A 26,125-nucleotide genomic window follows, 5' to 3' on the forward strand; every position below is an offset into this window, starting at 1 on the left:
TGCGGCCCGGGAAAGTCTTCTCCGGCGCTCCTTCGTCGCTTATTTCCTTTCGAAGATTTCCCGGGTCTTGCCCTGCGGGTAGACGGGCCTGCACGTGCACAGCTCCGCAAGCTTCGCCAGCAGCCAAAAACAACGGGGGGAGAGGGGAGCTGGCCGGTCACCATTGGTCGCCCCACCCACCCAACTTCTCGGCAAGAAGGAGCAACACCACATGAGCGCAGTAAGTAAAAAGACCGTGACCCTCGCGGACACGGAGGAGAGCATCGAGGGCGTGACCGTGCTGGGCGATTACCACATGAACGGTGGCTACGACTGGATGGAACTGATCGAAGAGCACGGCTGGGCCGTGCTCTCCAGCTGGGGCTGTGACGGCTGGGACCTTGGCCAGTGGCCCTACGTCATGGTCGCCGTCACCCGCACCGCTGACAGGGTCGGCAACCTGTTTGGCATCGCCACCTATTGCGAGGGTGACGTGACCTGCTACTGGTGCAGGTGCGTTATTCGATCCGTGCGCTATTCGAATAGTTCTCGCTGCGTAGTTGGGGGTAGGCGTTCCAGGACCGGGCGGCGATGTCGGCCCAGCTGACGGCGGCTTCGATGCCGAGCCCGGTGAGATCGCATAGGGGCTGGATGGGCAGTTGCCCGGCCAGGTTGGTCAGCGCTGCGCCCCGCAGTTGCCGGGTGTCTATCCCGATTCGGGACAGGCCGCGGGTCAGGGCAGAGGAACTGAGGTGTTGTCCGGCATTGCGGGAGGGAAAGAGCCATCCTGTGGCGTTGGGAGTATGGCGCTGGGTTTCTTGCTGGTAGTGGTGGATCAGGTCCGCCAGGACGGGTTCGGCCAGGATGTGTGATGACCCGAACCATAGCCGTGTTTGTGTGCTGTTACTGGTGATCTTGGCGTTGGTCAGTGCTGCGATGTGTGTGAGGCGCTGGGCGTAAAGGCCTACGAACAGTCCTGCGATGCGAATTTTCGGCGGGATGGTGGTGTCTGTTTCGAGCTGGTGCACGACCTGGTGGTAGTCGGCTTCGGTCATCATGGATCCCCGGGTGTCGCTCCTGTCAATGGCCATTACGTTCTGCCCATGGGCGGCCAGTTGATGTGCCCGCTGGTGGCCAGTAAAACTGCCCGGTTATGGCCAACAGATCTGCCCACTGATTCGTTTCGGCGGGGTCGGCCATCGTTGGGTTGGTCAGTTCAAGCGGGTCACTCCTTTTCCGGCGAGGGCCTGGGTAAGACGGACGGAATCGCCGCTGGTCTGGCAGACGTGGGCGTGGTGCAGCAGTCGGTCAACGGTGGCGGTGGCGAGGGTTTTGGGCATGAGCTCATCGAACCCGGCGGGGTGGAGGTTGGAGCTGATCGCGACGGAGCGTTTTTCGTAGGCTGCGTCCACGACCCGGTAGAGGCCTTCGGCGGCGTCCGTGGCCACGGGCAACAGACCAATATCATCGATGACCACGAGCTCGGCGCGCAGGATCCGGGCAACGGCCCGGGTGACGCTGTCATCGGTTCGGTGGGCGCGGATGAGGACGCCGAGGTCCTCGAGCCTGAACCAAGCGACCCGCATTCCGGCTTCGACGGCCTGCTGGCCGAGGGCTTCGAGGAAGAACGTCTTCCCCGTCCCCGAGGGCCCGCAGACGACCAAGTTTTCCCTGCGGGTGATCCATTCCAGGGTCCGCAGTGCCTGCTGGGTCGGGCCCGGGATGGAGGACGCTGCAGGGTCCCACGCCTCGAAGGTCTTCCCGGTCGGGAACCCGGCTGCTTTGCGGCGGGAAGCGAGCATGGACCGGGCCCGGCCGGCGGCTTCCTCCGTGAAGAGGGCCTTGATGACCTCGGCCGGTTCCCACCGCTGGGCGCGGGCGGTCGCGATCAGGTCCGGGGCCAGCGCCCGGGCGTGGGGCATTTTCAGGGACCGCATCAGGGCCTCCAGGTCCGCCGGTAGCGGCGGAGCCACGGTATTGGTCGTGGTGACGGGGCTCATCGGGCCTCCTCCGGCGTGGTGATGGTTGCGGGGTTGCCGATCGCGGCCCACGCCCCTGTTCCTTGGGTGAGGGAGGTGGCTTCGTTGGCGGCGTGGGTGGTAGTGCGGCGGATGTTGGCGTTCAAGATCGAGGCGAGGTCCGGGTGCGCGAACCGGCCGTGCAGGGCGGCGTCGCCCAGGGCCCGGTCGACCTGATCAGTGCCGGCGATTTTGGCCAGCGTAACGGCTTCGGCCATTTTCACGTTCATCCTTGCGGTCCCGGCCGCGGCGGCCTCGACGAGCCAGGTTCTGGCGCCTTCGCCGATGGCCAGGAACGCGGCCTCGTCCGCGCTGCGGGCCCTCACCTCGTAGTCGCCGGGGAGCTTCGCCCGGGTTCCGGGGAAGTGTTCGTCGTTGATGGCGGGGCTGCCGGGCCGTGCCCGTTCGTGGCGGGCGACTTCGACGGGCCCGGTCGTGCCGTGGTGGACGATGATGACCTGCTCGCCGGGCCCGGTGCCGTGGGTGCGGACGAACACCCGGGCTCCGAGCAGGTGGGCCGGGACGGAGTACTGGGCGTTTTCGAAGGTGACCATTGGGGTGTTCTCCGGAACGCCGCGGGCCAGGCCGAACGCGACCGTGTGGGCGGTGTCCGGGATCCGGTGCAGCCGCGGGGCTTCCTCGGCGAGCATGGCCGCGGGTTTCCGCCGCGTCGTCCGGTGCTCACGGTGATTGACCTCGTCCATGAACGCCGTGCAGGCGGCCTCGAGCTCGGCGAAGGTGCGGTAGTCATCGCGGAGGTTGGTGTCTTTGGGCACGAGGTCGGCCTTGGCGAGTTTCACGGACGCTTCGACTCCGCCTTTGGTGGCCGGGTCCGCCGGTTGGCAGGTCAGCACGGTCACCCCGTAGTGCCGGGCGAAGTCCAGGGTCTGCTGGTTGCGCACCGGGACCCCGGCGACGTGGGCGGTGGTGACGGTCTTCTCGTTGTCCGTGAGGACATAGGTCGGCGCCCCTCCGAGGATCCGGAAGCACCGGTCCAGGGCCGCGAACACGCTCGGCGCGGTCCTGTCCCTGAGCGGGATCACGATGCGGAAGCGTGAGAACGCCAGCCAGGCCACGAAAAGGATGGTCTTCACCCCGCCGATCCGGGGCCCGTCGCCGAAGTCGTACTGCAACCACATCCCCGGTTCTGTGATCCACGGCCGGTGGACGCGGGTGTGGCCCAGCCGCCACGCGGCTTTGACCTGCGCGATCGCCCGGCGGGTAGACCGTTCCGAACCGGTGTAGCCCAGAGCGAGGAGCTTTTCGTGGGCCTTGTCGGCCCGGATCCGGCCCTTGGAGGCTTCGATCCATTCCTCGATCTTGGGCAGGAACGCGTCGGTGACCCGGCCGCGGGCCGCGGGTTCCCCGATCGGCCGGCCCGCGTCACGGGCGGTGACGTGTTTAGCAACGGTGTGGTGCGAGCAGCCCGTGAGCTCCGCGGTGGCGCGCAACGATCCGGTCAGATCGTAGGCAGCAAGAATTTCCATGATTTCTCCGTCAGACTTCATACAGGGCCTCTTCCTGGTTCGCTTTTGGTGCGCTTAGACACCGTCATCAAACCGCAGGGAGAGGCCCCCACCGCTTAAAGACGCGGCAGGAACAAGTAAGGAAGTGGGCAGATCTCATGGCCACCGGCGGGCAGTTCTGCTGGCCGCCAGCGGGCACTTTCGTGGCCGCCTATGGGCAGTTTTTCATGGCCGCTAACATCGCTCCTGACGCGGTTGATGGTGAGTTTGGGAATCAGTGCGTTGGTGTGCGCCCATGCAAGGAATGCCGGTAGATGTGTGCGCAGGCGCTGGCTGGGATTTTGGACGATACAGGTTTCGAGGTGTGTTTGGTTCGCTTCGGAAAGGTTCAGGCCGGAGGCTGTGAGGTGTTCGAGATATCGGGCCGCTGTTGTGAGTTTGTCGCGTCCGTAGTGCTGGGCGTTGCGGGTCAGGGGTTGGCGACGGGCCTTGATGCGCAGGTTCCGTCCGACGTTCCAGCGCAGGTATGGCTCGAGGATGTTCCGCGTCGCTGGGGGCAGTGACTCGAGGAATTTTCTGGCCCAGGTGTCGAAGAGGTGCAGGTTCTCGTCCCGGGTCGGCAGTAAGCCGGTGTCGGTCAGAAGACTCCGGACGTACTCGGCGGATTTTGGTCGGGGCCATTGGTCCAGGGTGTCGTGTTCAAGGGGGACGTCGTTGTTGACGAGGGCGCGGATCAGCTCAGTAGCGGGTCTGTTGTGTGCGACCTGGACTACGGCGGTCATTTTGGGCCGTTGCAGCAGGTTCTGCCGGACGGGTTCGAACGCGGTATTGATGACGCCGTGGCGGTCTGTGATGAGTTCAAGGGTTCTGCGTCGGGCGACACAGGTGTAGCAGTGTTTTCCGTGCAGGTTCTCCTCGCCGCCGCAGTCTGCGCATGCGTAGCGGGGCCGGACCCCTGCGCACGAGGCGCAGCAGGGGTTGTTGCCCGGCCCGAGGTAGGCGATGATCCGCATGTTCGCGCAGCCGGGGCAGCGGATGGCGGTGCTTTTGATCCGGCGGAAGCATGAGCGGCATTGGGGTCCGCCGAGCAGGTGCGCGGCGATGCGGGAGAACGTCCCGCAACTGTGGCAGGTGAGGACGGTGCCGGGGGCGCAGCGGTAACAGAGCGGCCCGTCAGCCGTGCGCTTTTCGATCTCCCCCATCGCGCCGCAGCGGGAACATTGCTTGAATGAGGCGGGGTTTTTCCGCCAGCAGGGCCTGCAATGCGCGACCCCGTCGGGTCGGGCGATGATGATCGTTTCCTTGTCGCAGACGCCGCAGGCGTGCACGATGAGTCGTCTTTCGCAGCGGGCGCAGACGCGCCTGCCATCGGGCAGGGTTTTGACGAGCAGCCGTTCCTCCCCGCATGCCATGCACCGGGGCTGCACGATTCCATCGATCCCGCTTGATTGCAGTTCCGTGAGCAGGCGTTGGGCGAGCCGCGGCATGAAGGGGTCGCCGCTGGATGCGAAGCCGGGCACTTGTTGGACGTACTTGCGAAGGATGCTCTCGGCCCGTGAGGAGGCGGCGTTGGCGGTGATCCAGGCATCGAGGGCGGTGGTCCCCGCCTTGCTGAGAGGACCGGGAAGGTTCGCCAGGATCTGCAGCAGCGGGGTCTTCAGGGTTTTCAGTCGCCGGGGCGGCGGATCCGGGCCGGAACGGGGCGAAGGTCCCCGATAGGCTGCAGTCCGCTGGTCTCGGCGGTTTCACCGGAGGCGGTGCGCTCGGTCGGGGATAGGGCCGCTGCCCGGGTGAAGGTGATCAGGTCGTTGGGGGTGCAGCCCAGGATGTCGCAGAATGCTGCGAGGACTTCCAGGTTGAGCCGGGACGGGGTTGAGGTGACAAGCCGGTAGACCTGCTCGCGGGAGAGCGAGACACCGTGTTCGGCCATCAACGGCACCAGATCGGTGGTCTGGTAGAGGCCCTTGGCGGCCATAAGTTGGCGGATGTTCCAGGAGATCACGTAGGCGTTGGTCATTGCTGCTGGCCTTGCTGTCGGGGGTGGCGGACCCGGGCCAAGGCTTTGGCGAGGATCCGGTTCTTGTAGTCATCGCTGACGTCCGTGTAGACCGCCGTGGATGAGGCGTAGGAGTGGCCCACCTGTTCCTGGACGAACCGTTCCGGGTAACCGTATTCAATCAGATGAGTGACATAGGAATGCCGCAGGCTGTGCAGGGTCAGTTTCGGATCCAGGCCGATCTCGTCGCGCAGGAGCGCGAATTTCTCATCGGAGTGCCTCACCGACAAGCGTGAACGACGCTCGGTCATCCAGACCGGGCTGGCGCTTCCCGGGCGGAATTTCGGGCGCCCCTCTTCGATCCATTGCCGCAGGCCTTCCACTGCCCAAGCGAACTCGGGCACGGCCAGCACGGTCCGGCGGCGCGGCGGCCCTCCCTTGTTGGCCTTGGCGTGGCGGACGTGGAGGCTGCCGTAACTGCCCCACTCCGGGTTGTTCGGGTTTGACCGCAGGTCGGCCAGGTCCAGCATGCACGCCTCCCGCCGGCGAAGACCGAACGCGTAAACGGTCTTGAAGAACTGCGCGTCCCGCAGCGCCCCGAGAGCTCCCTTCTTCCCGGCCGCGAGGATTCGCTCAACCTTGAGGTCTGCGTGGGCGAAAAACGCATCGGCCTCATCGAAGGTCAAGGCCCGCTTCGCCGGGCGGGCCTCAAACTCAGCGACGTGATGACGGGTGTTCCAGTCATGGCAGATCTGGACAGGATGGGCGCCAAAGCGCTCCTGGCATACCTCGGGCCAGTCATACCGTGCATCGGTGATGAAGGCGCAGAACCCTCGAATCACCCCGTGATAGCCCCGAAGCGTAGAGTGCGATGCCGGCTCAGCCCGGTTGAGCAGCGAGACCGTGAAGTCCTCAACGTCACCGGGCTGCCATGTCCACGGATACTCACCCGTGAACCTCGCAAAGCGCTTCACCAACGCGACGTTGCTCCGGGTTGCCACCCCATTCAGGCCCCGGCTCAGCCGCTGTCGTTCCCACCCGGCGAGCATCCCTTGAAAGACAGCCTCCATCGGATCCAACGGAACCACGTTTAAGGGGAGCACTTCTGCCCCAAACGAACGAACCATCAAGACTCCAATCCACATACTTTAGGCATCATTGAAGCATGAAAGTCACTAATGATGCATTAAACGCAACTTCAGAAGTAGCTGCGGGCAGTGGGTGCCTGTTGCCCGGTTGTGAGACACTGCAGGCCGGAGTGGTTTTGCGAGGGGGCAGCGGTGCTGGCTTGGGCAACAATCTTTTACGGGGCGGCGCTGTCGGCAGTTGCTGCTCTGGCGTTGGTGGTTCTTGTGGGCCGGGAAAGGCGCCCCGTCACGCTGGCCGCCGTGGCGGTAGGTGCGTTTGCGGGTCCGTTCGCCTGGAACGCCATCCTGCGGGCCGTGAACGCGCCGCAGTTTTTCGTCGACGCACCGCTGCCGGTGTTTCCGGTCAGCTGGCAGGATGCCGGTTCGGGTGTTTTTGCTGTGGCTGCCCTGGCAGTGGTCCTCGGTCTGGGTCCGCTGCGGGCTGCCGCGGGCCGCAGGGTGGTGATTCTGACCCTGCTCGGCGCCGTTGCGGCCCTCGTCGTTGACGTTTTCCTCTACTGAAGCAGTGACGCAGGGCTGGGGGCAAAGGAAGCCTTCGGGGCGATGCGGGTAGGGGGACAGGGCCCGCCCGGAAGTGTTCCGGGCGGGCCCTGTGATCGGTTGCGGGGTCAGTCGGCGCTGCTGGCGTTGGCCTTGGTTCGGCGGCCGATGAGGTAGGCGCCCGCGGCAACGAGGATCAGCAGCACGGCGCCGGCCCCGATGATCAGGCCGGTGTTATCACCGCTCTGGGCGGACGCGGGCGTCGCGGCCGCCGTTTCCGCGGACGGGGCCGCTGATGCCGGGGCTGCGGCCGTCGTTGCTGCTACGGCGGACTCGGTGTGACCCTCCCCAGCGGCGGGGGCATAGGTGAAAGCGAAGGTGCCATCAATGGGGTGCCCGTCAGCGGACACGGCCCGCCACGCGACCGTGTGCTTTCCCTCGTGGTCGATGTCCGCGGCGATGCTCAGGGTGGCCCCGTCTGCGGTGACGTCTCCACTGCTGACGACGTGCCCGTCGGGTGCGGTGACTTCGATGCTGTTCGAGCCAGGGAGCCCGGTGTCCGGGGCATTAGTGAGGGTGATGGAGACCTTGCCCGGGTTCTCGGTGATGGTCTGCCCGTCGGAGGGACTGGTGGAAGCCAAGGCGTCGTGTGCCTGCGCGGGGCCAGTACCGGCCAGAGCGGTCAGGGCAACGGCGGCGGTGAGTGCGGCGGCCACGCGGGCGCGGCGGAGTGAAAACGTCATAACTGGAGTGTCCTTTCGGGACAGCCTGCGGCACAGGTCGGCACTGTCAGGCAAAGGAAATCAAAAGGGTCAAAGCCGGCAGGGCCCGTCAGGCGGCGAAAGCCGCCACGGCCCTGGAAGAAGCGGTGGGCGGGCCGCGCAGGGCCGGGATCCGCAGGCATGGGTGCAGTCGCGGGATCACCAACCCTGCAGGCGGTGCCGGCGTCGTCCAATGCGGCAGCACGGGCAGGTGGAGTGCGAAGCTTCGGGGAGCCAGCCAGTCCAGCATCCGCCAGAGCATTGTTTCGCCGTGTGCCAGCAGCAGCGCGGTCGCGGCGACCGCGAGGATGTGCGCGCCGGTCATGACCGGTCCTGGAAGGACCCCCGTGACGTGCGCGGCCATGGTTCCGGTCGCGGTGAGGCAGCCAGGAAAGGTGGCGGACTGGTGGTGTCCGTGGGCGGCGATCCCCGCCGCAGTGCAATGCTCGACCGGGCTGGGAAAGGCCGTGAACGCGGCGTGCAGGGCCAGTTGCCCGGTGCCCAGCGCGGTGGTGATCGTGCCGAGGCCGAGCTTCCGCCGGGCCAGGACGGTGACCGGGAGCATGACCAGCGCGGCCAGCAAGACGAGCAGCGGCGTGGCGGGGAGGCGGCCGCCGCCGGCGGTGTGTGCCGCGGCCGCGATCCCGAGGATCAGGCCCGCGACGGTCAGGGCGCGCGGCAGGGTCAGGGGTGCCTGTGCTGGCATCATCGTCCCTTCCTGCCGCCGCCCCGCCGGGGTGTCTGTCTGGTGTTGGCTTAGTCGTGGGTGGGTTCGCCGGTGAGGCGGTGGTCTGCGTGGTTGATGGTTTCCCGGATCAGGCGGACGAGGTGCCCGTCATGCAGGGAGTAGATCACCTTTTGGCCGTCCTTGCGGGTATCGACCAGGCCGCTGAGCCGGAGCTTGGCCAGGTGCTGGCTGACCGCTGTCCGCGGAGCCCCGGTCGCTACGGTCAGCTCGGTGACGGTCTTCGGGCCGTCCGTGAGTTGCAGGAGCAGATGCAGCCGGGTGGGTTCGGCGAGCATCCGCAAGGTCCCGGCAGCTGTTTCGAGCAGCAGCGGGCCGGCCGCGACGTCATGGACGAGCGAGGGCTCCTCAGACGCGGCGGCCGCGGTGTGGTCCGGCTGGCTGCTCATCAGCATGCTCCAAACGATCAACGGGTCCGGGGCTGTGCCGGGGCCAGGAAAGGAAGGCTCCTGCCGCCCCTATCATCGCAAGAATCAGCAGCGCGAGCGAAGCCGGGCCCAGGCCCGCGGCTGCCCCGGCGATGCCGGCCAGCGGGTAGCTGATGATGTAGCAGGCGTGGGAGAGGGAGAACTGGGCCGTGAACACGTACGGCCGAGTTGCCTCGGTCGACGCCTCGCGAAGCAGCCGCGACGACGGGGTAAGGATCGTGGAGTTCCCTGCACCGAGCACGAACCATAGTCCCAGCAGCGACCACCAGGTCGCATCCGAAGCGGGCTGGAACAGCAGCACTGTCGCCACGGCCAGGGCCGCGGGGATGACGGCCGCGCCGGTCAGCATGACCGCCCGTTCTCCGAGTCGCTCCAAAACACGTGGAGCGGACAGCGCCACGACCATGGATCCGACACCGAAGCTGGCAAGCGCCAGGGCAAGGTCCGTGTCGGGGCGGTGCAGGATCTCACGGACCATCACGACACTATTGACCAGCACCAGCGCGGTCGGCGCCGACACCACCAGGTTCAGCGCGAGCAGCGACCGCAGCCGCCGGTTCCGCCAAAAAATCCGGGCCCCGAGGGTCGTGCGGTGCCACAGGGATGACGCCCCGCCCTGCTGGGCAGACGCCGTGGCCGGCAGGACGGTCAGCACCACCATCAGTGCCGAGAACAGGAACCCGCCCACGGTGCCCAGGAACAGGTTGTTGTAGCTGAGCACCGTCAGCAGCAGCGCCGCAATGGCAGGGCTGGCCAGCGCTTCCATGTCGTAGGCCAGACGGGATAGCGACAAGGCCCGGGTGTAGTCCTTCTCATCGGTCAAGACCGCCGGGATGAGCGACTGGAATGCCGGGGTGAAGGTCGCCGAGGCGGACTGGAGCAGGAAAATCACCACGTAGATCTGCCAGGTCTCCGTAATGAACGGCAGGCATAACGCCATCCCGGCGCGGATCAGGTCCGCGCCGATCAGGACCGGCTTCTTCGGCAGCCTCGCCACCAGCGCGTTGATCACCGGTGCAAAACCCACGTACGCGAACATCTTGATCGTCAACGCCGTGCCCAGCACCGCACCCGCGTCCCGACCGGCCAGGTCGAACGCCAGCAGCCCCAGCGCCACCGTCAGCAAGCCCGTGCCGAGCAACGCGACAATCTGCGCGGCGAACAGCCGCCGGTACGTCACATCCTTCAAAACCGAAAGCATGAAACCCCTCTAAGTGCGTATGTGCGTGATTACGCACATATAAAGGTTATCCTTGAATCGCCGCCGCGGACACCCAGACGGAAGGATTATGACGATGACGCCCAGGACTTCTGCCGGTTCCACGACCACCCAGCGCCTGCACGAGCGGAGAGCGGGGAAGCCTGCAGGCAGCGAGAGCAGGGGATCCGAACTGACTTCGGCCGCCATCCCGGGCCACGGCACGTTCTTCCTCACCGATGCCGCCTTGGAAATGATCGCTGTGTTCGGCGGGACGCTGCACTGCTACCTGGGCCCGGGCGGATGCCGGAAACAAGGCCTCTACTTCTCCCGTACCGTGCCCCGCAAGCCCCTGCGCTGCGCACTGCCCGGGGCTGACGGTGCAAGGCTGGAGGTCAGCGTCAGCCATGACCTCGCACCCAAACTGGACGGAGCCGTCCTGGACTTCGGGGCCTACAACAAGATGCAGCGTTTTGTCTGGGCATCACTACCGGCCGTGAAAGGCCCGCAGTGCACCTGCCTGCGCTCAACCGGGTCACCGGCCGGCAAACGCTCCCCCTGTCTGGACGATGCCGGAACAGGCCTGACAGATCTCTAACAACACCGCGTGAGCCGGCGCACCGGCCAGGGCAAGCCGATGCCAGTGGCCGGGCACCAGCCTGGCCAACCTCCGAAGGGGCAGCTCGGGACGGCTGCGCCGCACCGAGAACCGGACCTCGCTTCGCTCGGGCTGCCAAAGCGTTCTTCTTTTTTGGCTGCTGTCCTGACGGATTGTACGTACCCGCTCCAGCCCGTCTAGCCCCTCCTTCGTCGGGGCCTGCGCTCCGAAAAAGTCTTCTCCGGCGCTCCTGCGTCGCTTATTTCCTCCGAAGATTTTCCGGCTCTTGCCCTAGCGGGTAGACGGGCCTGCACGGGCACAGCTCCGCAAGCTTCGCCAGCAGCCAAAACAACGGGGGAGAGGGGAAAGCTGGCCACTCACCCGAGCCGCCCCGCCCACCGAACACCTCGGCATAGGAGCAACACCACATGAACGCAGTCACCACCAGGACCGTGACCACCGGCGACACCCAAGAAGTCATCCATGACGTCCCCGTACTCGGGGATTACCACATGAACGATGGCTACGAGTGGATGGACGTCATCAGCGAACACGGCTGGGTCGTGATTCCGAGTTGGGGCTGCGACGGCTGGGACCTCGGGCAATGGCCCTACGTCATGGTCGCAGGCATCCGCACCGCCGATAAGATTGGCAACCTGTTCGGCTTGGCGACCTACTGCGAGGGCGACGTCCGCACGACGTTTTATCGGACAAAATCCAGATTCTGGACCGCCGTCAGCGAGCAGGCGTTCTTCCACTGGAAAAACGGCCAGGCCCAAGGACCGGACGACCTGCCCAGCACCTTTGATGGCATGCCCGCCAAATACCGGCAGCCACACGTAATTCAGAACGCCGGCTAACCACCACCGGCCCCGGTGTCCCGCCCTCTGCAGCGGGGCACCGGCCGGACCCGAAGTTTACGGTCCGCACCCTGGCGCATTCCGCCGCTGATGCATCCAGTGAATAATGCCCGGTCACCTACTACCGGACGAAGGCCCGGCTGTGGGACGCGATCACCGAGCAGGCGTTCACCCACTGGAAGAACGGGCAGGCCCAAGGCCCCGCAGACCTGCCCGAGGCCGCCGCAGAACTGCCCAGCCGCTACCGGATGCCCTACGCCGTCCGGGACGCCGCCTAACCAGCACTGACAACCGCTGTACTGCCCGGCCGGGAGCCGGGCAGTACAGCCCCCACGACTTCAAAGGAGCCAGCACATGAGTAACGACACCACCGCCCCCAAGGGCATCACCGCCCTGGTCTACCGCGACGCCCTGGGCACGGACTTCTCGAACCGGGGCATCTCCGCTCGCGTCATGGAAGTAACGGTCATTGGCGAGGGCATCGACCCGGTTTTCGAGGCCACCGAGGAACGGCCCGCCGTCCGGCTCGTCAAAAACGAGCACTTCCACCGCGAAGCCGTGATCCACGCCGAGCCGGTCACACCGGAAGGTGAACCCGCACCGTGGTACATGTTCGGCGGCACGTTCATCTTCAGCAGTGACTCACGGTTCCGCCGCGCAGCCGGACACTACGGAGCCGTCCCGCTGCACGACCGCCGCGAATAGGCCCGAGGGTGGCCGGTCTTTCGGGGCCGGTCACCGCGGGCGGTCCGCCGTCGTGGCCGGCCTTTGTTGGTGGTCGCCAGCGGCGGACCGCCAATCCCGCAGTAACCAGGTGCACGGTTGGCGGCCGCCGGCGGCAAGCCATGGGCTGCGGTGCCGTTGGGTTGTCCCTGGGCAGGGGAGTGGAAGGGCAGGCTCGCGGGGCTCGCCCTGGTTTCCGCTGCGCTTCAACCAGTTGTTGGGCGTCCGCTGGCGCGGCCGGCTGTTGGGTCCAGGGCGCGCCGTCGCAGAGCTCCGGACCCCCTGAACCTGTGTGTCTACGACGTTTTTGGCTGCTGTCCTTATGGTGTTGACGGGTGGTTCCGTGGCCGTTGTAGGGTCGTGGCTACCCGGGGGAGGCGGGTATGGCTTTGTTGCTGTGGTCCGGACGATCCAGGTCGTGACGGCTTCGTAGGATTGGCCGCCCGGCGCCCCGCGATGACCCGACCGCTGATTGAGAGACGCGACTTGAATCGCCGGATAAGGACACGACGGCGCGGTTATCTGCCGGGTTCGACCCATCCGACAGACTGGAGGCTGTTTTGACGAAATTGTGGGCCGGTATCGATGCCGGCAAAGCCCATCATCACTGCGTTGTGATCGACGCCGCCGGAAACCGGCTGCTCTCCCAACGAGTTCCCAACGACGAACCCGCCCTGCTCGGGCTCATCGGCGCCGTTCTGGAGCTTGCGGGCGGGGACGAGGTCATCTGGGCAACGGACCTGAACCACGGCGGGCCGGCGCTGCTGATCGCCATCCTCGTCGCCCACGGCCAGACCATCCTCTACATCCCGGGCCGGATCGTCCACCACGCCTCCAAGCTCTACCGCGGCGAGGGCAAAACGGACGCGAAAGACGCCGCCGTGATCGCCGACCAGGCCCGGATGCGCCGCGACCTGCAGCCGCTGCGGGCCGGGGATGAGATCTGCACAGGGCTGCGGCTCCTCACCGCCCGCCGGGCCGACAAATCCGCGGACCGGGTCCGGGCGATCAACCGCCTGCAGGCCCAACTGCTCGAATACTTCCCGGCCTTGGAGCGGGCCTTTGACTACAGCCGCTCCAAAGCGGCCCTGACCCTGCTGACCAAACACCGGACCCCGGACGGGATCCGCCGCACCGGCCAGACCAGGATCCACGCCTGGCTGAAGAAACACGGCACCCGTTCCTCCGCCGCGGTCGCCCAGGCCGCCGTCGAGGCGGCGAAGTCCCAGCACACCACCGTCCCGGCCCAACACCTTGGAGAACAGATAGTCGCCGCCCTCGCACAGGAAATCATCACCCTGGACAAGGAACTGGCCGAGCTGGACGCGCTAATCAGCGAGAAAGTCAGCGAACACCGGCACACCCCGTCCCTGCTCAGCATGCCCGGTTTCGGACCCGTCCTGGCCGCTGAGTTACTTGGCGCCACCGGCGGGGACCTTACGGTCTTTGAAACCGCGGACAGGTTCGCCGGCGTCGCCGGACTCGCCCCCGCGCCCCGGGACTCCGGCCGGATCACCGGAAACCACCACCGCCCCCGCCGCTACGATCGCAGACTCCTCCGGGTCTTCTACCTCTCCGGCCTCTCGGCGCTGAAAAGCTGCCCCGCCTCACGGACCTACTACGACCGAAAACGCGCCGAAGGAAAAACCCATATCCAGGCCATGCTCTCCCTGGCCCGGCGCCGCCTGAACGTCCTCTGGGCCATGCTCCGCGACGGCACCACCTACACGCCGGTCCCGGCCCGGGCAGCCCGCCTGGCTGCCTGAGCTGCCCAGGTCCCGCGATCCCTGGGGGCCGAATCCGGGTGGCTGACTGGGCACTAATTCCGCGCGTTGGCCTTGAAATCCGGGCCCGTGCTGTTGAGGGCTGCGCACGCAGCCGGTCCCTGGTGTTTGGTTACGTCGCTGGCGGTAGGACCTTTGAATTCCGCCGATTTCGTTCCTCTGAGCAAAGTCAGTGCGGTCCGAGTGGCTGGGCTGCCACGACAACTGTCCGGGGGGCTTGGAATGACAGGAGCCGGATCCAGTCTGGATTCACGTCCCGGAGCTGTATTCGCGGAAGTGATATGGCGGTTTCCTGGACAATGATGGCGGCCTCGAGTTCTGCGAGTTTGGCACCGAGGCAGCGGTGGATCCCCGAGCCAAAAACCAGGCCGTATGTGGTGGGTGGTTTGTGCTGGGCCTCTTGCGTTCGGGGCGAGGAACCTCGGGTTTGGGCTGGTCTCGTGGTGTGGTTGCCGCTCAGTTCGAGGACGATTTCCGTGCCCGCCGAAATCTGCGAGCCGGCGATGTTGGTATCGTGTGCGGCGACACGGCGCCAGGTGGGGACTGATGATTCAGTGGCGAGCACGTGTCGGACCGCGCTCCTGGAGCCTTCCCCGGATGCGGCGTCCTTCCAGTCCACTGGGTTGGATTCTTCAAGGAGTCGGAACAGGGTGGTGCTAATCAGCTGGGTGGTTGTTTCCTGTCCGGCGATGAGCAGAAAATAGCCGAGCGAGCAGATTTCGGGGGTTGACAGGCCGTGTTCGGCGAGGGATTTGAAGAGGTTGCATCCCGGTGCCGTCAGGGATTCTGCGACGAGTTTGCGCAGCCAGAGGTAGAATTCCGCCGCGCTGTGGGCGAGTTCGAGTTGCCGGGCTTCGTCGGGCCAGCCCCAGAACAGCTCCATGGAGTCAAGACTCCAGCGTTTGAGGTCTGCAAGGTCCCGTACGGGCAGCCCGAGGAGTTCGAGCATGACAATTGCCGGGGGGAACGCCGCCACCGTCTGGACGAGGTCCACAGGCCCGGACCTCACGAGCTGGTCTGCGGCATTCCGTGCCGCTTCCTGTGCCAGTTCCCGGATCCGCGGCTCCATGGCCGCGACCGTGGCGGGCGTGAAAAACCCTGCCACGATCTTACGGATCCCGGCGTGCGTGTCGGTGTCGTTGCTGGCGAGCACGGGAGGCAACGCAAAGCGAACACGCTGCAGCACGCGCAGGGCAGGCCCAGCCAGGGGCGTGACCGCGACGAGGGCGTTCGCGGGGCTGAAAACATCCGGTCGGTGCAGCACTTCGCGGACCATATCCGGATCACGCACCACCATGTACGGGCAGCGCGGCTGCTCAGAGCTCTGCCACTGTCCCGGGCTTTCTGCCAGCGGCTGCGCGGGTCCGGTGGTCGTTGGGGTCGGGTTCATGCGGGTAGACCGTTCAGCCAGGCGGCTGCTTCGGTACGGAAAGCGGGCGGGGACAGTTCGGAGGCATGCCCAGGGAGGGCGCCGAGAAAACGCACCCGCAGGGATCCGAGCACCTGTCGGTTGGTGTGGTGTACGACGCCTGGGTTGCCTGGCCAGCTTCCCAGCACTACGCCGAGGACCTGCAGGTCCCGTGTTTGCAGCGCTTCGAGAGTCAGAGCGGTGTGGTTCAGGGTGCCAAGGTCCGGCCGCGCGACGACCACGAATGCCGCTGCCAGGAGTGAGCCGAGGTCCGCGAGGGTGCAGCCGTCGGAATCCAGGTCCACCAGCAGGCCGCCTGCGCCCTCGACCAGGACGTGGTCGTGGGAGGCGGCCAGCTCGCGGACCCTCCCGGCGTGCGCAGCCACCCGGGGCAGGGGTGTTTTATCGATGGCGGCTGCCGCGACGGGCGCCAATGGCTCCTGGAGAACCACCCCGGTTTCTGCTGTCACGTCGCCGGCGAGCCGGATGATTTCGGCTGTGTCGGAATCGCCGACGGCGGCTCCTGACTGGCAGGGCTTGTAGACCGCGACGCTGCGCCCTTGTTCGTGGAGGGCGGCGGCGAGGGCCGCCGTTGTGATGGTCTTGCCGACGCCGGTGTCCGTTCCGGTGATCATGATGATGCCGGGCAGGTTCATGGAAGTTCCTCCAAAATGCTGCGCAGTACGGCGCAGCTGTCTTCGATTTCCTTAGGTGTAAGGGTGGCCCGGGCGGTGAGCCGCAGCCGGGAAATCCCGTCCGGAACGGACGGGGGGCGGAAGCAGCCGATCCGAACGCCGGCGGTGCGCGCGGCCCCGGTGGCTGCCAGGGCCGATTCGGCCGACGGCATAGGAATGGACTGGACCGCCCCCGCCCCGTGCTCGACCTCAGCGCCGCGGGCTGCAAGGGCCGGGGCGAGTCCGGCGGCCAGGGCCGCAGCATTGCTTCGGACGGATCCGGCCCGCCAAGGTTCATCCCGGATGATCCGCACCCCGGCGAGGGCCGCCGCTGCAGAGGCCGGCGCCAGGCCGGTGTCGAAGATGAAGCTTCGGGCACGGTTGACGAGGTGTTCCCGCAGCAACGCGGATCCCAGGACCGCCCCGCCCTGGCTGCCCAGGGCCTTGGACAGCGTCGCGGTCACGATCACGTTCGGATGCCCGGCAAGGGCCGTCCCGGCCACCGAGCCGCGGCCCTGAAAGGCGCCGGCACCGGTGACACCTAGACTATGGGCCTCGTCGATCAGAAGCGCCGCGTCGTACTGCCCGGCCAGGGCCAGCAGACCAGCGAGCGGGGCTTCGTCACCAAGGACGCTGTAGAGGGATTCAACGGCGATGAGTGCGCGCGGCTCCAGCCGGTCCGCGAGCAGCCGGCCGGCGTCCTCCACGCTGTTGTGGGTGAACGATTCGGTGCGGGAGCGGCTGAGCCGAAATCCGTCGATCATCGAGGCATGGCAGTGTTCATCCGCGACAATCAGGGTCCCCGGACCGCCGAGTGCAGTGATCACACCCATGTTCGCCAGATAGCCGGAGGAAAACACCAGTGCCGTCTCCATACCGGCCAGCGTGGCCAGTTCCTGCTCGAGGTCCAGATGCAGCCGGGTGGTTCCGGCAACCAGCCGCGAGGACGTGGCTCCCGCACCCCACGATGAAACGGCTGCCGCGGCGGCCTCGGCAAGCCGCGGATCCGTTGCGAGGCCCAGATAGTCGTTGCTGGCCAGGTCGATGAGCTGTTCGTCCGCGTTGCGGGGGAGCGGGCGGCGGACCAAACCACGGCGGTCCCGGACGGAGGCTTGCTGCTCGAGCCATTGGGTCATCGAGGTGCTCATGCTGGGACTCCGGAGCGTTCCGGGCCGCGTTGATGGACTTCGGCGACGGCCGCTGTCATGCCTGCGGTGATCTGTTCGATGTCTGCCGCGGTGCTGATGTACGGGGGCATCGTGTAGACGAGGTTCCGGAACGGCCGCACCCAGACCCCGTGCCGGATGGCCGCGGCCGTGACCGCCGTGACATCGACGGGGTCGTGCAGCTCAATGACGCCGACGGCCCCGACGGTGCGGACATCCGCCACGGACTCAAGTCCCCGGGCGGGGGCCAGCCCCGACGCCAGGCCCGCCCCGATCCGGGCGACGTCGGTCTGCCAGCCGCCGCCGTCGATGATGCTCAGGCTGGCGTTGGCTACCGCACACGCCAGCGGGTTGCCCATGAAGGTCGGGCCGTGCAGGAGTGCCCCTGCCTGCCCGCCGGAAACCGTTGACGCAATCTCGTCCGTGCAGAGCATCGCGGCGAGGGTGAGGTACCCGCCGGTCAGGGCCTTGCCCACGCACATGATGTCCGGGACCACACCGGCATGACCGGCGGCGAACAGCTCGCCGGTGCGGCCGAACCCGGTCGCGATCTCGTCAAAAATGAGCAGCAGCCCGTACCGGTCCGCCACCTGCCGCAACGCGGTGAGGCACTCGGCCGGGTAGGGGTACATGCCACCTGCGCCCTGGAGGACCGGCTCGACGATGAGCGCGGCCAGCTCCCCGGAATGCGCAGCCGCGGTGGCCTGGAGTTCGGCTGCCCACGCCTGCACCGTTTCCGGGGTTGCGGACGCCGCGGCCGGGGGGCGGGGAGCAAACACGTTGCCGGCCAGCAGACCGGGGAAAGCGGCGTGCATCCCGTCCACGGGGTCACAAACCCCCATTGCCGCAAAGGTGTCACCGTGATATCCGCCGCGGATGCTCAGGAACCGCTGCCGCCGGGGGTGGCCGGACGCGGTCTGGAATTGCACCGCCAGCTTCAGTGCAACCTCCACCGATACCGAACCCGAGTCCGCGAGGAACACCCGGTCCAACCGTGACCGTCCTGGTGCGGAAGGGGCCATATCCACCAGCCGCTCGGCCAGTTCCACCGCCGGGGCATGGGTGAGTCCGCCGAACATCACATGGCTGAAATCATCGAGTTGCCGCTTCCCGGCCGCGTCCAGTACAGGGTGGCGGTAGCCATGGATCGCCGACCACCACGAGGACATGGCATCAACGACCTCATGGCGTGTGCCGTCTTCGCTGCGGAGCCGCAACCGCACACCGTCGGCCGCCTCGACCTCCCACAACGGGAGGCTGGGGGACGCGGGGGCGTACGGGTGCCACAGGCGTGCGCGGTCCCGCTGGATCAGGCTCATCGGAGCCGATACCTGTGTCATCGGATGAGCACCCCGTGGCGGGAACATTCTGCGCTCCAGCCGGCCGGCGTGACCTGGACCTTCATCCGTCTCCTGCAGTTGGCGCAGTAGCGTGGCGGTTCCAGCGTCAGTAGTTCGACGCAGCGCCGGTGCTCGTCCGACGCGGGGAGACCGCCGCCGTCGGGGCCCCCGCAGTGTCCGCAGAATGGGCCGTTGCTCGAGCCGTTCGCGCCCCCGGCAGCCGGGACCGTTTTCATAGTGATTTCTGGAATTCCTTGATGGGCATGTTCAGCTCGACCAGCAGGTTCAGGTCCGCGTCGGCGGGCCGACCCAGGGTGGTCAGGTAGTTCCCGACGATGACGGCGTTGATGCCGCCGAGCAGGCCATCCCTGGTTCCGAGGTCACCGAGGGTCAGTTCGCGGCCGCCGGCGTAGCGGAGCACGGTCCGGGGCATGGCCAGCCGGAACGCAGCAATGGCGCGGAGGGCGTCTTTGCCGTCCATGATCCCCTGGTTTTCCAGGGGAGTCCCGGGGCGAGGGTTCAGGAAGTTCAGCGGGACCTCGTGGGGTTCGAGCGCGGCGAGCTGGGCAGCAAGTTCGGCACGCTGCTCCAGGGATTCGCCCATGCCGATCAGGGCGCCGCAGCACAGCTCCATGCCGGCCGCCTTGACCATGGCGCAGGTCTCGAGGCGTTCTTCGTAGCTGTGGGTGGTGACTACTTGCGGGAAGTAGCTGCGTGCTGTTTCCAGGTTGTGGTTGTAGCGGTGCACCCCCCAGGCGGCGAGCTGGTCCACCTGGTGCTGGGTCAGCATGCCCAGGGAGCAGGCGATGTTGATCTCCACGGCTTCGTTGATACGGTCTATCGCGAACTTGATCTGGTTCATCAGTTTGATGTCGGGTCCACGGACGGCGGCCACGATGCAGAACTCCGTGGCGCCAGTGGCAGCGGTTTCCTTAGCAGCCTTGACCAGCTCCGGGATGTCCAGCCAGACGCCCCGCACGGGGGAATCGAAGAGCCCCGACTGGCTGCAGAAATGGCAGTCCTCCGGGCACCCGCCGGTCTTGATAGAGATGATGCCTTCGACCTCGACGTCCTCACCGCAGTGCCTGAGCCGGACCTCGTGGGCCAGCTGCAGCGCCGCCGGGATGGCCTCATCGGGCAGGCGCAGCACCTCCAGCAGTTGGCCCTGCGTCAACCCGTGTCCTTCCTCGAGGACCTGCCGGCGGGCGGTTTCCAGAATCCCGTACCGGGTAGGTGCCGGATCTGCCTGAATCGTCATTGATCGTCCTTTGCGCTGCCTGGTTGCTGGTATGCCGTAGAACCGAGGCTAGTCTTCCGATGAGGGCACGATTTTGTTGGGTATCTACAAGCGGGTGGTTGAGGCTTTGGACCGGCCCTCACTGCCACGTGACCTGCACCCCCGGTCCCTGGTCCCCGTGCCGAAAGAGCTCAGGCTGCGTGAATCGCTCGACTCCAACCCCCTACGGAGACGTCGGACGCTGAGAGGCGGCGGGAAAGGAAAAGGTCCTCGCTGCGCTCGGACAGCACAAGCATTTTTTCTTTTTTGCGGCTGTCCGTTGGATCCTACGTGCCCGCCCCACCGGCGCAACCGTCCTGCGGACGGCCGCGCAACGGCTGTCTTGGATTCGGCGCTGCGCTTATTTCCTCACCCAACCCATCCGCTGCTTGCCCTTCGGGTTGCCCCGGCTCCGTCGAGCACAGCTACGCGCTGCTCCGCCAGCAGGCAAAAAACATGGTGGGGGAGAGGGAAACCGGCACTTCCGGCACCCGCCCCGCCCGAGCGAAACGGAGCATCACCTCATGAGTATCCAAATCATGACCCGCACGGCCGCAGCCGATAGCGCCGAACCGGTGACCGTCCCGGCCCTTCCCGCCGATGACCGGACAGGAGACGGGTACGACTGGATGGACACCCTCGAGGGCACCGCGTGGTCGGTGCTGCCGAACTGGGCCAGCGAGGGTTGGGACGCCGGAGCGTGGCCCTACATCATCTTGGCCGTCGCCCGCACGCGGGACCGGAACGGGGAACTGTTCGGCTACGGAACCTACGTCGAGGGCGACACCGCCGCCCACTGGTTCCGGACCCAAGACGCCTGCTTCGAAGCGATCACCGCCGAGGTGTTCTTCCACTGGGCCTCCGGCCAGTCCGACGGCCCCGACAACCTCCCCACCACAGCCGCCGAACTGCCCGACCAGGACCGTAAACCCTACCCCGGCTGGACGGACTAGAAGCGCTCGGGTGTCCCGGCCACCAACCGGCCGGGACACCCGAGCAGCACTGCCAATATCCGTTGACAACATCATTGAGATTCCTGCGGATCGTACGTGCCCGCTCCACCGGCTCAACTGTCCTGCGGACGGCTGCGCAGCCGATGCCTTGTGTCGGCGCTTCGCTTATTTCCTCCCACAACCCATCCGCTGCTTGCCCTTCGGGTTGCCCCGGCTCCGTCGGGCACAGCTACGCGATGCTCCGCCAGCAGGCAAAAACGCCCGGGGGAGAGGGGGAAGCTGGCCGGTCACCAAAGCCGCCCCGCCCACCGGATCCTCAGCAAAGGACGAGAGAAACCATGAACGATCGCATTGCACGCGCAGCCCTGACCCGCCTCTTCGAACCCGGAGACCGCATCGGCCGGGCCCTCGTGGGCAGGCTCGGCGCGTACGCCGCACGGCGGCTTGCCACCGGCGCGCAGCCCGCCCACACCCTCCCGGAAATCACCGCCGAAGAACTGGCCGACGCATTGAAACGCTGGGCGCCCCGGGTACCGGAGCTGGACCCGGAAAAGGACCTAGCTACCATCGAACGCTTGGGCGGCGGGTTCCTCATCCCGGGGGATGAGCACTGGCCGGAAGGCCTGGACGACCTGCCCGACGCCCCGTACGGGCTCTGGTACCGGGGCAACATCGATAACGGCATCCCGGCACCGTCCCAGTGCGTGGCCCTGACCGGTTCCCGGGATTCCACCAGCTATGGCGCCTCCGTTACAGGCGACATGGCATACGGTTTGGCGCAACGTGGAATCTGCATCGTCTCGGGTCTTGCCTACGGCATTGATGCGCACGCCCACCGGGCCGCGTTGGCCGGAAGCACCGGAGAGAGCCCGGCGACCCTCGCGGTACTGGCCGGAGGCCTTGACCGGGACTACCCGTCCGGCAACGCTGACCTCGCTGCTGCGATCCGCGGCAACGGCCTCACCCTCTCAGAGCTGCCGCCCGGTTCCGCCCCGACCCGGTACAGGTTCCTCCAGAGGAACCGCATCATTGCCGCCCTCGCAGGGGTGACCTGTGTCGTGGAAGCCCGCTGGCGCTCGGGGGCGCTGAACACCGCCCACCATGCCGAGACCATTGCCCGGCATGTCGCGGCCGTCCCCGGGAGCGTGCACAGCGCCAACTCGGCCGGATGCCATCGGCTCCTGAAGGAAGGCGGGGCCGTGCTGGTCTCCGACGCGGCCGAACTGGCCGAACTCCTCGCAGGCTAAGCCCGTCAGGTGGCCGTCCCTTTTGTGGGGCGGTCACCGCGGGCGGTCCGCCGTCATGGCCGGCTTCCGCTTGGGGTTGGCGGCGGCGGACCGCCATTTCGCACACGCAGTGCCGATGACCGGGGGCGCGCGGCCGCCGAAGTCACGGAGCCCGAAAAGTAGACCCGGGGTGCTGATCGATGGTTCGCAGCGCTCACCAGGAAGAGGGCGTCCGCTGGCGCGGCCGGCTGTTGGGGCCAGTGCCGGCTCCGCAGGGCTCCGCCGCCCCTGGCCCTGTTCTGTCTACCGTTTTGGCTGCTGTCCTGACGGATTGTACGTGTCCGCTCCGGCCCGTCTAGCCCCTCCTTCGTCGGGGCCCGCGGTGCAGGAAATGTCCCTGCGGCGCTCCTTCGTCGCTGATTTCCTCCGGGACTTTCCCGCCCCTTGCCCTGCGGGTAGACAGGCCTCCGTCGGCCACAGCTCCGCAAGCTTCGCCAGCAGCCAAAACAACAAGGGGGAGAGGGAACGCTGGCCGGTCACCACAGCCGCCCCACCCACCTAATCCTCAGCAAAGGACTTTCAACATGACTGACGCAATCCGCATCTCCAGCCCAGCCGACATCCTCGGTTTCATCCCGCACTCCCTCGGGTTCGTACCGCGTGAATCCTTTGTGTTCCTGACCATGCGGGGCAAGACCCTCGGCGCGACACTGCGCGTGGACGCCCCCGCGTCCGCGGACCCCGCGAGTTTCGCCGCCTCCATGAGGGAGTATCTCGCACTTGACACGCAGGCCACGGCGGTGCTGCTGGCGATCTACACGGCCACCACCCCCGCGCCCGGGAAGGAGCGCCCGTTCCACGACCACGTCGAGGCCGTCATCGAGGCGCTGGACAACGCAGGGACGCCGCTGCAGGACGCCTGGCTGGTCACCCCGTCGCACTGGCAAAACCTGCTGTGCGACAGCGACGCCGGATGCTGCCCGCCCGAACCGCTGGAATCCATCACCGACGGGCAACTGAACGCCGAACTGGTGTTCCGAGGAAGCAGCTACCAAAAGACGCCCGGCACCACCTATCCGTCGTTCGCTGGCCCGGAAGACAGGGAGGAGCAGATCCGTCACGCGCTCCCGGGAGTGCTCGGCGCGGAGCTGACTCCGGGGCGGGAACTTTGGGCCCAGGCCCTGACCCGGGACGGATGGATGGACCCGGAGACCGCGGTGGAGCTGCTGGCGTGCTTCCAGCGCCCCGACCTGCGCGACACGTTGTTCTGCAACGTGATCGACCCGGAGCTGCCGGACGCCGAGGGAAGCGGGAACCTGCTCGTGGGCGAGGGGATCACCCCGGACTGGGACCGCGTGGACCGGGCACAGGAAACCGCCCGCGACCTCATCGACGCCGCGCCCGAAGGGTACCGGGCGCCCCTGCTGACCCTGATCGGCTGGCTGGCGTACCTCAAAGGCCAATCATCAGTAGCCGGAGACCACTTCAAGCTCGCCCTGGCTGACACACCGAGCTACCGGCTCGCCGAACTGATGGACCAGCTGGTCAGCCGAGGAACCATCGCCCCCGTCGCAAAGAACCAGGACACAGCCTACAAACGGCACCGCTAAACGGGTGGGGGCTGGGCCGGGAAACCGGTCCGGCCCCTTGGGTGCGGTGGCGGCCTCCCCCGCATTCGCTCCTCCGGCCGCCGCTCACGCTGCCGCGGGCGCAGCACCACAAGCGTGAACCAGCTGGGCGCCGGGCTACAGTGGAAAAGGAACACCATCCACTAAGAGCCTGGGGGCAGCACATGAGCCACGAGTACATCCTTACGGACGACGACGCCGCACCTGCGGATGCGACCCATGCCCAGGACATCCTCGAGCTCTCGATGTTGACGATTCCGCAGCCAGGCGCGCCCATCGTTGATATCTCCTGGGAGAAGTCCCCGCTCGACTTGTAAATTTCCGCGGCGATGACGCTGCAGCACTGGTTTTCCTTTTGCTGAGGGAAAAACTGAGGCCGGCCCTAAGGGGCCTGCCTCAGCCCTTTAACCGCTGAAAGGGCGTCCGCTGGCGCGGCCGGCTGTTGGGGCCAGTGCCGGCTCCGCAGGGCTCCGCCGCCCCTGGCCCTGGTTGTTGAAAGAGTTCTGGCTGCTGTCCTGACGGATTGTACGTGTCCGCTCCGGCCGGTCTAGCCCCTCCTTCGTCGGGGCCTGCGGTGCAGGAAATGTCCCTGCGGCGCTCCTTCGTCGCTGATTTCCTCCGGGAATTTCCCGCCCCTTGCCCGATGGGTAGACAGGCCTCCGTCGGCCACAGCTCCGCAAGCTTCGCCAGCAGCCAAAACAACTGTGAGTCTTGACGTGGTTGGTCTGGGACTAGCTGGCAGTGTTGGTGCCGGTCGTTCTGCCTGGTGCGTGACTCGAAAAACAACTTGCCCCTTAGGGTGCGTTTCCCCCGACTTGTCCGCACTGGGTGGAGCGGCCGGCGTTGGCCTGTCCCACGTCGTTGGCTTGATTAGAAGCTTGCCCAACCTTTGCAGGTTGTGGCTCATCACAGTATTGCCTCGAAGTGACTCTTGCCGGGTTCAATGCCGGCCGTCATGCGGCCGTTCTTGTCCGTTCGAAAGGAAGGAGGGTGGCAGCGTTGACCATCGTTGCGCAGACCCGCCCGTTCGTCATCGGCGTGGACTGTCACGCCCGCACCCACACGTACGCCATCATCGAGGTCAGTACCAAGCGACAAGTCGCCTGCGAGCAGTTCCCGACCACCTCGGCAGGGATTTCCCGCGCACTTGCCTGGGTAGGCCGACGGACAGACGGCGATATGGCGTGTCTCTGGGCGATTGAGGGTATCGGCACTTATGGGGCACGTCTGGCCCGGGCAGTAACCGACGCCGGCTATGACCTCGCCGAAGCTCCACGGATGAACGCCCGAGGTCGCCGGGCGATCGGCAAATCCGACCCGCTGGACGCCGCCGCCATCGGAACCGCTGTCCTGGCCTTGGAGGAGTCCCAGCTTCGAGCCCCGCGCCGGGATGAAGGAACCCGTGCCGGACTCAGGATTCTGAGCGCGGCCCGGGATCAGTTGACCCGGGACCGAACATTGAATGCCAACGCACTCCTCGCCTTACTCCGGGCACATGATCTGGGAATCGACGCTCGTAAACCTCTGGTTCCTGCTCAGATCGCGACGATCACCAGATGGCGGGAACGGCGGGAGCCGATCGAATTATCGATCGCGCGCGGGGAAGCAGTTCGGTTGGCGCGCCGCGTTCTCGAAGTGACCACTCAGCTGGCTGCGAACCAGAAGCGCATGACAGAGCTGATCCAGGAAAGCCCCGCGGCGCCGCTGTTGGAGATGGTGGGCGCCGGGGCTGTCTCAGTGGCTACAGTCCTGACAGCTTGGTCGCATCCGGGAAGGGTTCGCAGCGAAGCTGCCTTCGCCTCCCTGGCAGGGGTGAATCCTTTGCCGGCCTCAAGCGGTAACACGGTCCGGCACAGGCTCAACCGGGGCGGTGATAGGCGCCTCAACCGAGCCTTGCACACCATCACCATGACCCGGATGGTCCACGACCCGGGAACACGGGACTATGTCGCCAAACGCACCCAAGAAGGCCGCAGCTACCGCGAAATCCGCAGATCCCTCAAGCGCTACATCGCCCGAACCCTCTACCGCCAACTCAACGCCCTTTACGCCGCCGCGGAACCGCCCTCATCCCACGTTGCGGGGGCAGACGGTTCAGGTGGTGTCCCTTAAAGGACCCCTCAGCGGGACGTTCGGTGTAATGGCAGACTGCTGGATATGAGCACTCTTGAGCGGGACGCCTCCGCGGCTTGGTCGGCTCTTCGGCGTGTTTGGTCAGAGTTGGGGTGGACGAGCCCCGTCTACAGTCATGGAGCTTTTCATCATGTCGC

26 protein-coding genes and 1 pseudogene are annotated in these 26,125 nt (G+C 66.5%); 11 read left to right on the forward strand and 16 right to left on the reverse strand.

Annotation, left to right across the window (positions count from 1 at the left end; all coding sequences use genetic code 11):
* Nucleotides 1-211: 211 nt before the first annotated feature.
* Nucleotides 212-505 (forward strand): annotated as a pseudogene (locus LFT49_RS22670) (hypothetical protein); the annotation flags it as partial.
* Here LFT49_RS22670 and LFT49_RS01130 read toward each other — a convergent pair.
* From LFT49_RS01130 to LFT49_RS01155, 6 genes are all read right to left on the reverse strand, one after another.
* A complete protein-coding gene (locus LFT49_RS01130) occupies nucleotides 498-1,070 on the reverse strand; it encodes a hypothetical protein (RefSeq protein ID WP_237429467.1) in 573 nt (190 codons plus the stop codon). The pseudogene LFT49_RS22670 and the gene LFT49_RS01130 overlap by 8 nt on opposite strands.
* A 120-nt stretch (nucleotides 1,071-1,190) precedes the next feature.
* On the reverse strand, nucleotides 1,191-1,979 hold the full coding sequence (gene istB / locus LFT49_RS01135; RefSeq protein WP_237428195.1) for an IS21-like element helper ATPase IstB: 789 nt from the start codon (nucleotides 1,977-1,979) through the stop codon (nucleotides 1,191-1,193).
* Nucleotides 1,976-3,505, reverse strand: a complete 1,530-nt coding sequence (gene istA, locus LFT49_RS01140) for an IS21 family transposase (protein WP_237428196.1) — start codon at nucleotides 3,503-3,505, stop codon at nucleotides 1,976-1,978. Before istA ends, istB begins: the two co-directional genes overlap by 4 nt.
* A 74-nt stretch (nucleotides 3,506-3,579) precedes the next feature.
* On the reverse strand, nucleotides 3,580-4,983 hold the full coding sequence (locus LFT49_RS01145; protein ID WP_237429468.1) for a hypothetical protein: 1,404 nt from the start codon (nucleotides 4,981-4,983) through the stop codon (nucleotides 3,580-3,582).
* 146 nt (nucleotides 4,984-5,129) lie between these two features.
* Nucleotides 5,130-5,480, reverse strand: coding sequence for a helix-turn-helix domain-containing protein (locus LFT49_RS01150; protein ID WP_237429469.1), 351 nt, complete (start codon nucleotides 5,478-5,480; stop codon nucleotides 5,130-5,132).
* A complete protein-coding gene (locus LFT49_RS01155) occupies nucleotides 5,477-6,460 on the reverse strand; it encodes a tyrosine-type recombinase/integrase (RefSeq protein ID WP_237429470.1) in 984 nt (327 codons plus the stop codon). Before LFT49_RS01155 ends, LFT49_RS01150 begins: the two co-directional genes overlap by 4 nt.
* 279 nt (nucleotides 6,461-6,739) lie before the next feature.
* On the opposite strand from LFT49_RS01155, the gene LFT49_RS01160 reads away from it, so the two are divergent.
* Nucleotides 6,740-7,108 (forward strand): hypothetical protein, encoded by a 369-nt coding sequence (locus tag LFT49_RS01160; RefSeq protein WP_237429471.1) that lies wholly within the window; start codon nucleotides 6,740-6,742, stop codon nucleotides 7,106-7,108.
* Between the two features lie 107 nt (nucleotides 7,109-7,215).
* Here LFT49_RS01160 and LFT49_RS01165 read toward each other — a convergent pair whose 3' ends face one another.
* The 4 genes from LFT49_RS01165 to LFT49_RS01180 form a co-directional block, all read right to left on the reverse strand.
* Nucleotides 7,216-7,830, reverse strand: coding sequence for a copper resistance CopC family protein (locus LFT49_RS01165; protein WP_237429472.1), 615 nt, complete (start codon nucleotides 7,828-7,830; stop codon nucleotides 7,216-7,218).
* An 88-nt stretch (nucleotides 7,831-7,918) separates the two neighbouring features.
* Nucleotides 7,919-8,557: a hypothetical protein gene (locus tag LFT49_RS01170; protein WP_237429473.1), complete on the reverse strand. Its 639-nt coding sequence runs from the start codon at nucleotides 8,555-8,557 to the stop codon at nucleotides 7,919-7,921.
* 47 nt (nucleotides 8,558-8,604) lie between these two features.
* Nucleotides 8,605-8,982, reverse strand: a complete 378-nt coding sequence (locus LFT49_RS01175) for an ArsR/SmtB family transcription factor (RefSeq protein ID WP_237429474.1) — start codon at nucleotides 8,980-8,982, stop codon at nucleotides 8,605-8,607.
* Nucleotides 8,942-10,222: an MFS transporter gene (locus LFT49_RS01180; protein ID WP_237429475.1), complete on the reverse strand. Its 1,281-nt coding sequence runs from the start codon at nucleotides 10,220-10,222 to the stop codon at nucleotides 8,942-8,944. Before LFT49_RS01180 ends, LFT49_RS01175 begins: the two co-directional genes overlap by 41 nt.
* Before the next feature lie 94 nt (nucleotides 10,223-10,316).
* On the opposite strand from LFT49_RS01180, the gene LFT49_RS01185 reads away from it, so the two are divergent.
* The 4 genes from LFT49_RS01185 (at nucleotide 10,317) to LFT49_RS01200 (ending at nucleotide 14,166) form a co-directional block, all read left to right on the forward strand.
* Nucleotides 10,317-10,817, forward strand: coding sequence for a peptidase (locus LFT49_RS01185; RefSeq protein ID WP_237429476.1), 501 nt, complete (start codon nucleotides 10,317-10,319; stop codon nucleotides 10,815-10,817).
* A gap of 428 nt (nucleotides 10,818-11,245) precedes the next feature.
* Nucleotides 11,246-11,677, forward strand: coding sequence for a hypothetical protein (locus tag LFT49_RS01190; protein ID WP_237429477.1), 432 nt, complete (start codon nucleotides 11,246-11,248; stop codon nucleotides 11,675-11,677).
* Nucleotides 11,678-12,031: 354 nt separating this feature from the next.
* The gene (locus tag LFT49_RS01195; RefSeq protein ID WP_237429478.1) at nucleotides 12,032-12,382 is read left to right on the forward strand and encodes a hypothetical protein; all 351 of its coding nucleotides are present in this window, start codon (nucleotides 12,032-12,034) and stop codon (nucleotides 12,380-12,382) included.
* Nucleotides 12,383-12,960: 578 nt separating this feature from the next.
* Complete coding sequence (locus LFT49_RS01200) at nucleotides 12,961-14,166, forward strand: IS110 family transposase (protein WP_237429479.1); 1,206 nt, start codon at nucleotides 12,961-12,963, stop codon at nucleotides 14,164-14,166.
* Nucleotides 14,167-14,353: 187 nt separating this feature from the next.
* Here the strand turns inward: LFT49_RS01200 and LFT49_RS01205 are convergent, their stop codons facing one another.
* Genes LFT49_RS01205 through bioB form a run of 6 tightly spaced genes read right to left on the reverse strand, consistent with a single transcriptional unit; the run spans nucleotide 14,354 to nucleotide 20,030 of the window.
* Nucleotides 14,354-15,574 (reverse strand): cytochrome P450, encoded by a 1,221-nt coding sequence (locus LFT49_RS01205; protein ID WP_336886857.1) that lies wholly within the window; start codon nucleotides 15,572-15,574, stop codon nucleotides 14,354-14,356.
* On the reverse strand, nucleotides 15,571-16,248 hold the full coding sequence (gene bioD / locus LFT49_RS01210) for a dethiobiotin synthase (RefSeq protein WP_188572738.1): 678 nt from the start codon (nucleotides 16,246-16,248) through the stop codon (nucleotides 15,571-15,573). Before bioD ends, LFT49_RS01205 begins: the two co-directional genes overlap by 4 nt.
* Nucleotides 16,245-17,402 (reverse strand): 8-amino-7-oxononanoate synthase, encoded by a 1,158-nt coding sequence (locus LFT49_RS01215; RefSeq protein ID WP_188572788.1) that lies wholly within the window; start codon nucleotides 17,400-17,402, stop codon nucleotides 16,245-16,247. Before LFT49_RS01215 ends, bioD begins: the two co-directional genes overlap by 4 nt.
* Before the next feature lie 8 nt (nucleotides 17,403-17,410).
* Nucleotides 17,411-18,772 (reverse strand): adenosylmethionine--8-amino-7-oxononanoate transaminase, encoded by a 1,362-nt coding sequence (locus LFT49_RS01220; RefSeq protein ID WP_237429480.1) that lies wholly within the window; start codon nucleotides 18,770-18,772, stop codon nucleotides 17,411-17,413.
* Nucleotides 18,769-19,008: a biotin synthase auxiliary protein BsaP gene (gene bsaP / locus LFT49_RS22715; RefSeq protein ID WP_442863723.1), complete on the reverse strand. Its 240-nt coding sequence runs from the start codon at nucleotides 19,006-19,008 to the stop codon at nucleotides 18,769-18,771. The genes LFT49_RS01220 and bsaP overlap by 4 nt, the downstream gene beginning before the upstream one ends.
* The gene (bioB, locus tag LFT49_RS01225) at nucleotides 19,005-20,030 is read right to left on the reverse strand and encodes a biotin synthase BioB (RefSeq protein WP_237429481.1); all 1,026 of its coding nucleotides are present in this window, start codon (nucleotides 20,028-20,030) and stop codon (nucleotides 19,005-19,007) included. Before bioB ends, bsaP begins: the two co-directional genes overlap by 4 nt.
* Before the next feature lie 542 nt (nucleotides 20,031-20,572).
* On the opposite strand from bioB, the gene LFT49_RS01230 reads away from it, so the two are divergent.
* The 5 genes from LFT49_RS01230 to LFT49_RS01250 all read left to right on the forward strand — a co-directional run bounded on the left by LFT49_RS01230 (nucleotide 20,573) and on the right by LFT49_RS01250 (nucleotide 25,967).
* A complete protein-coding gene (locus tag LFT49_RS01230) occupies nucleotides 20,573-21,001 on the forward strand; it encodes a hypothetical protein (RefSeq protein WP_237429482.1) in 429 nt (142 codons plus the stop codon).
* Between the two features lie 338 nt (nucleotides 21,002-21,339).
* Nucleotides 21,340-22,248 (forward strand): DNA-processing protein DprA, encoded by a 909-nt coding sequence (gene dprA / locus LFT49_RS01235; protein ID WP_237429483.1) that lies wholly within the window; start codon nucleotides 21,340-21,342, stop codon nucleotides 22,246-22,248.
* A 563-nt stretch (nucleotides 22,249-22,811) separates the two neighbouring features.
* The gene (locus LFT49_RS01240; RefSeq protein ID WP_237429484.1) at nucleotides 22,812-23,837 is read left to right on the forward strand and encodes a DUF4192 domain-containing protein; all 1,026 of its coding nucleotides are present in this window, start codon (nucleotides 22,812-22,814) and stop codon (nucleotides 23,835-23,837) included.
* Nucleotides 23,838-24,019: 182 nt separating this feature from the next.
* A complete protein-coding gene (locus LFT49_RS01245; protein WP_237429485.1) occupies nucleotides 24,020-24,172 on the forward strand; it encodes a hypothetical protein in 153 nt (50 codons plus the stop codon).
* Nucleotides 24,173-24,854: 682 nt separating this feature from the next.
* Nucleotides 24,855-25,967 (forward strand): IS110 family transposase, encoded by a 1,113-nt coding sequence (locus LFT49_RS01250; RefSeq protein ID WP_237430447.1) that lies wholly within the window; start codon nucleotides 24,855-24,857, stop codon nucleotides 25,965-25,967.
* Nucleotides 25,968-26,125: the final 158 nt, after the last annotated feature.

The sequence above is a fragment of the Arthrobacter sp. FW306-06-A genome (assembly GCF_021870055.1).
In the GTDB taxonomy this organism is placed as follows: domain Bacteria; phylum Actinomycetota; class Actinomycetes; order Actinomycetales; family Micrococcaceae; genus Arthrobacter.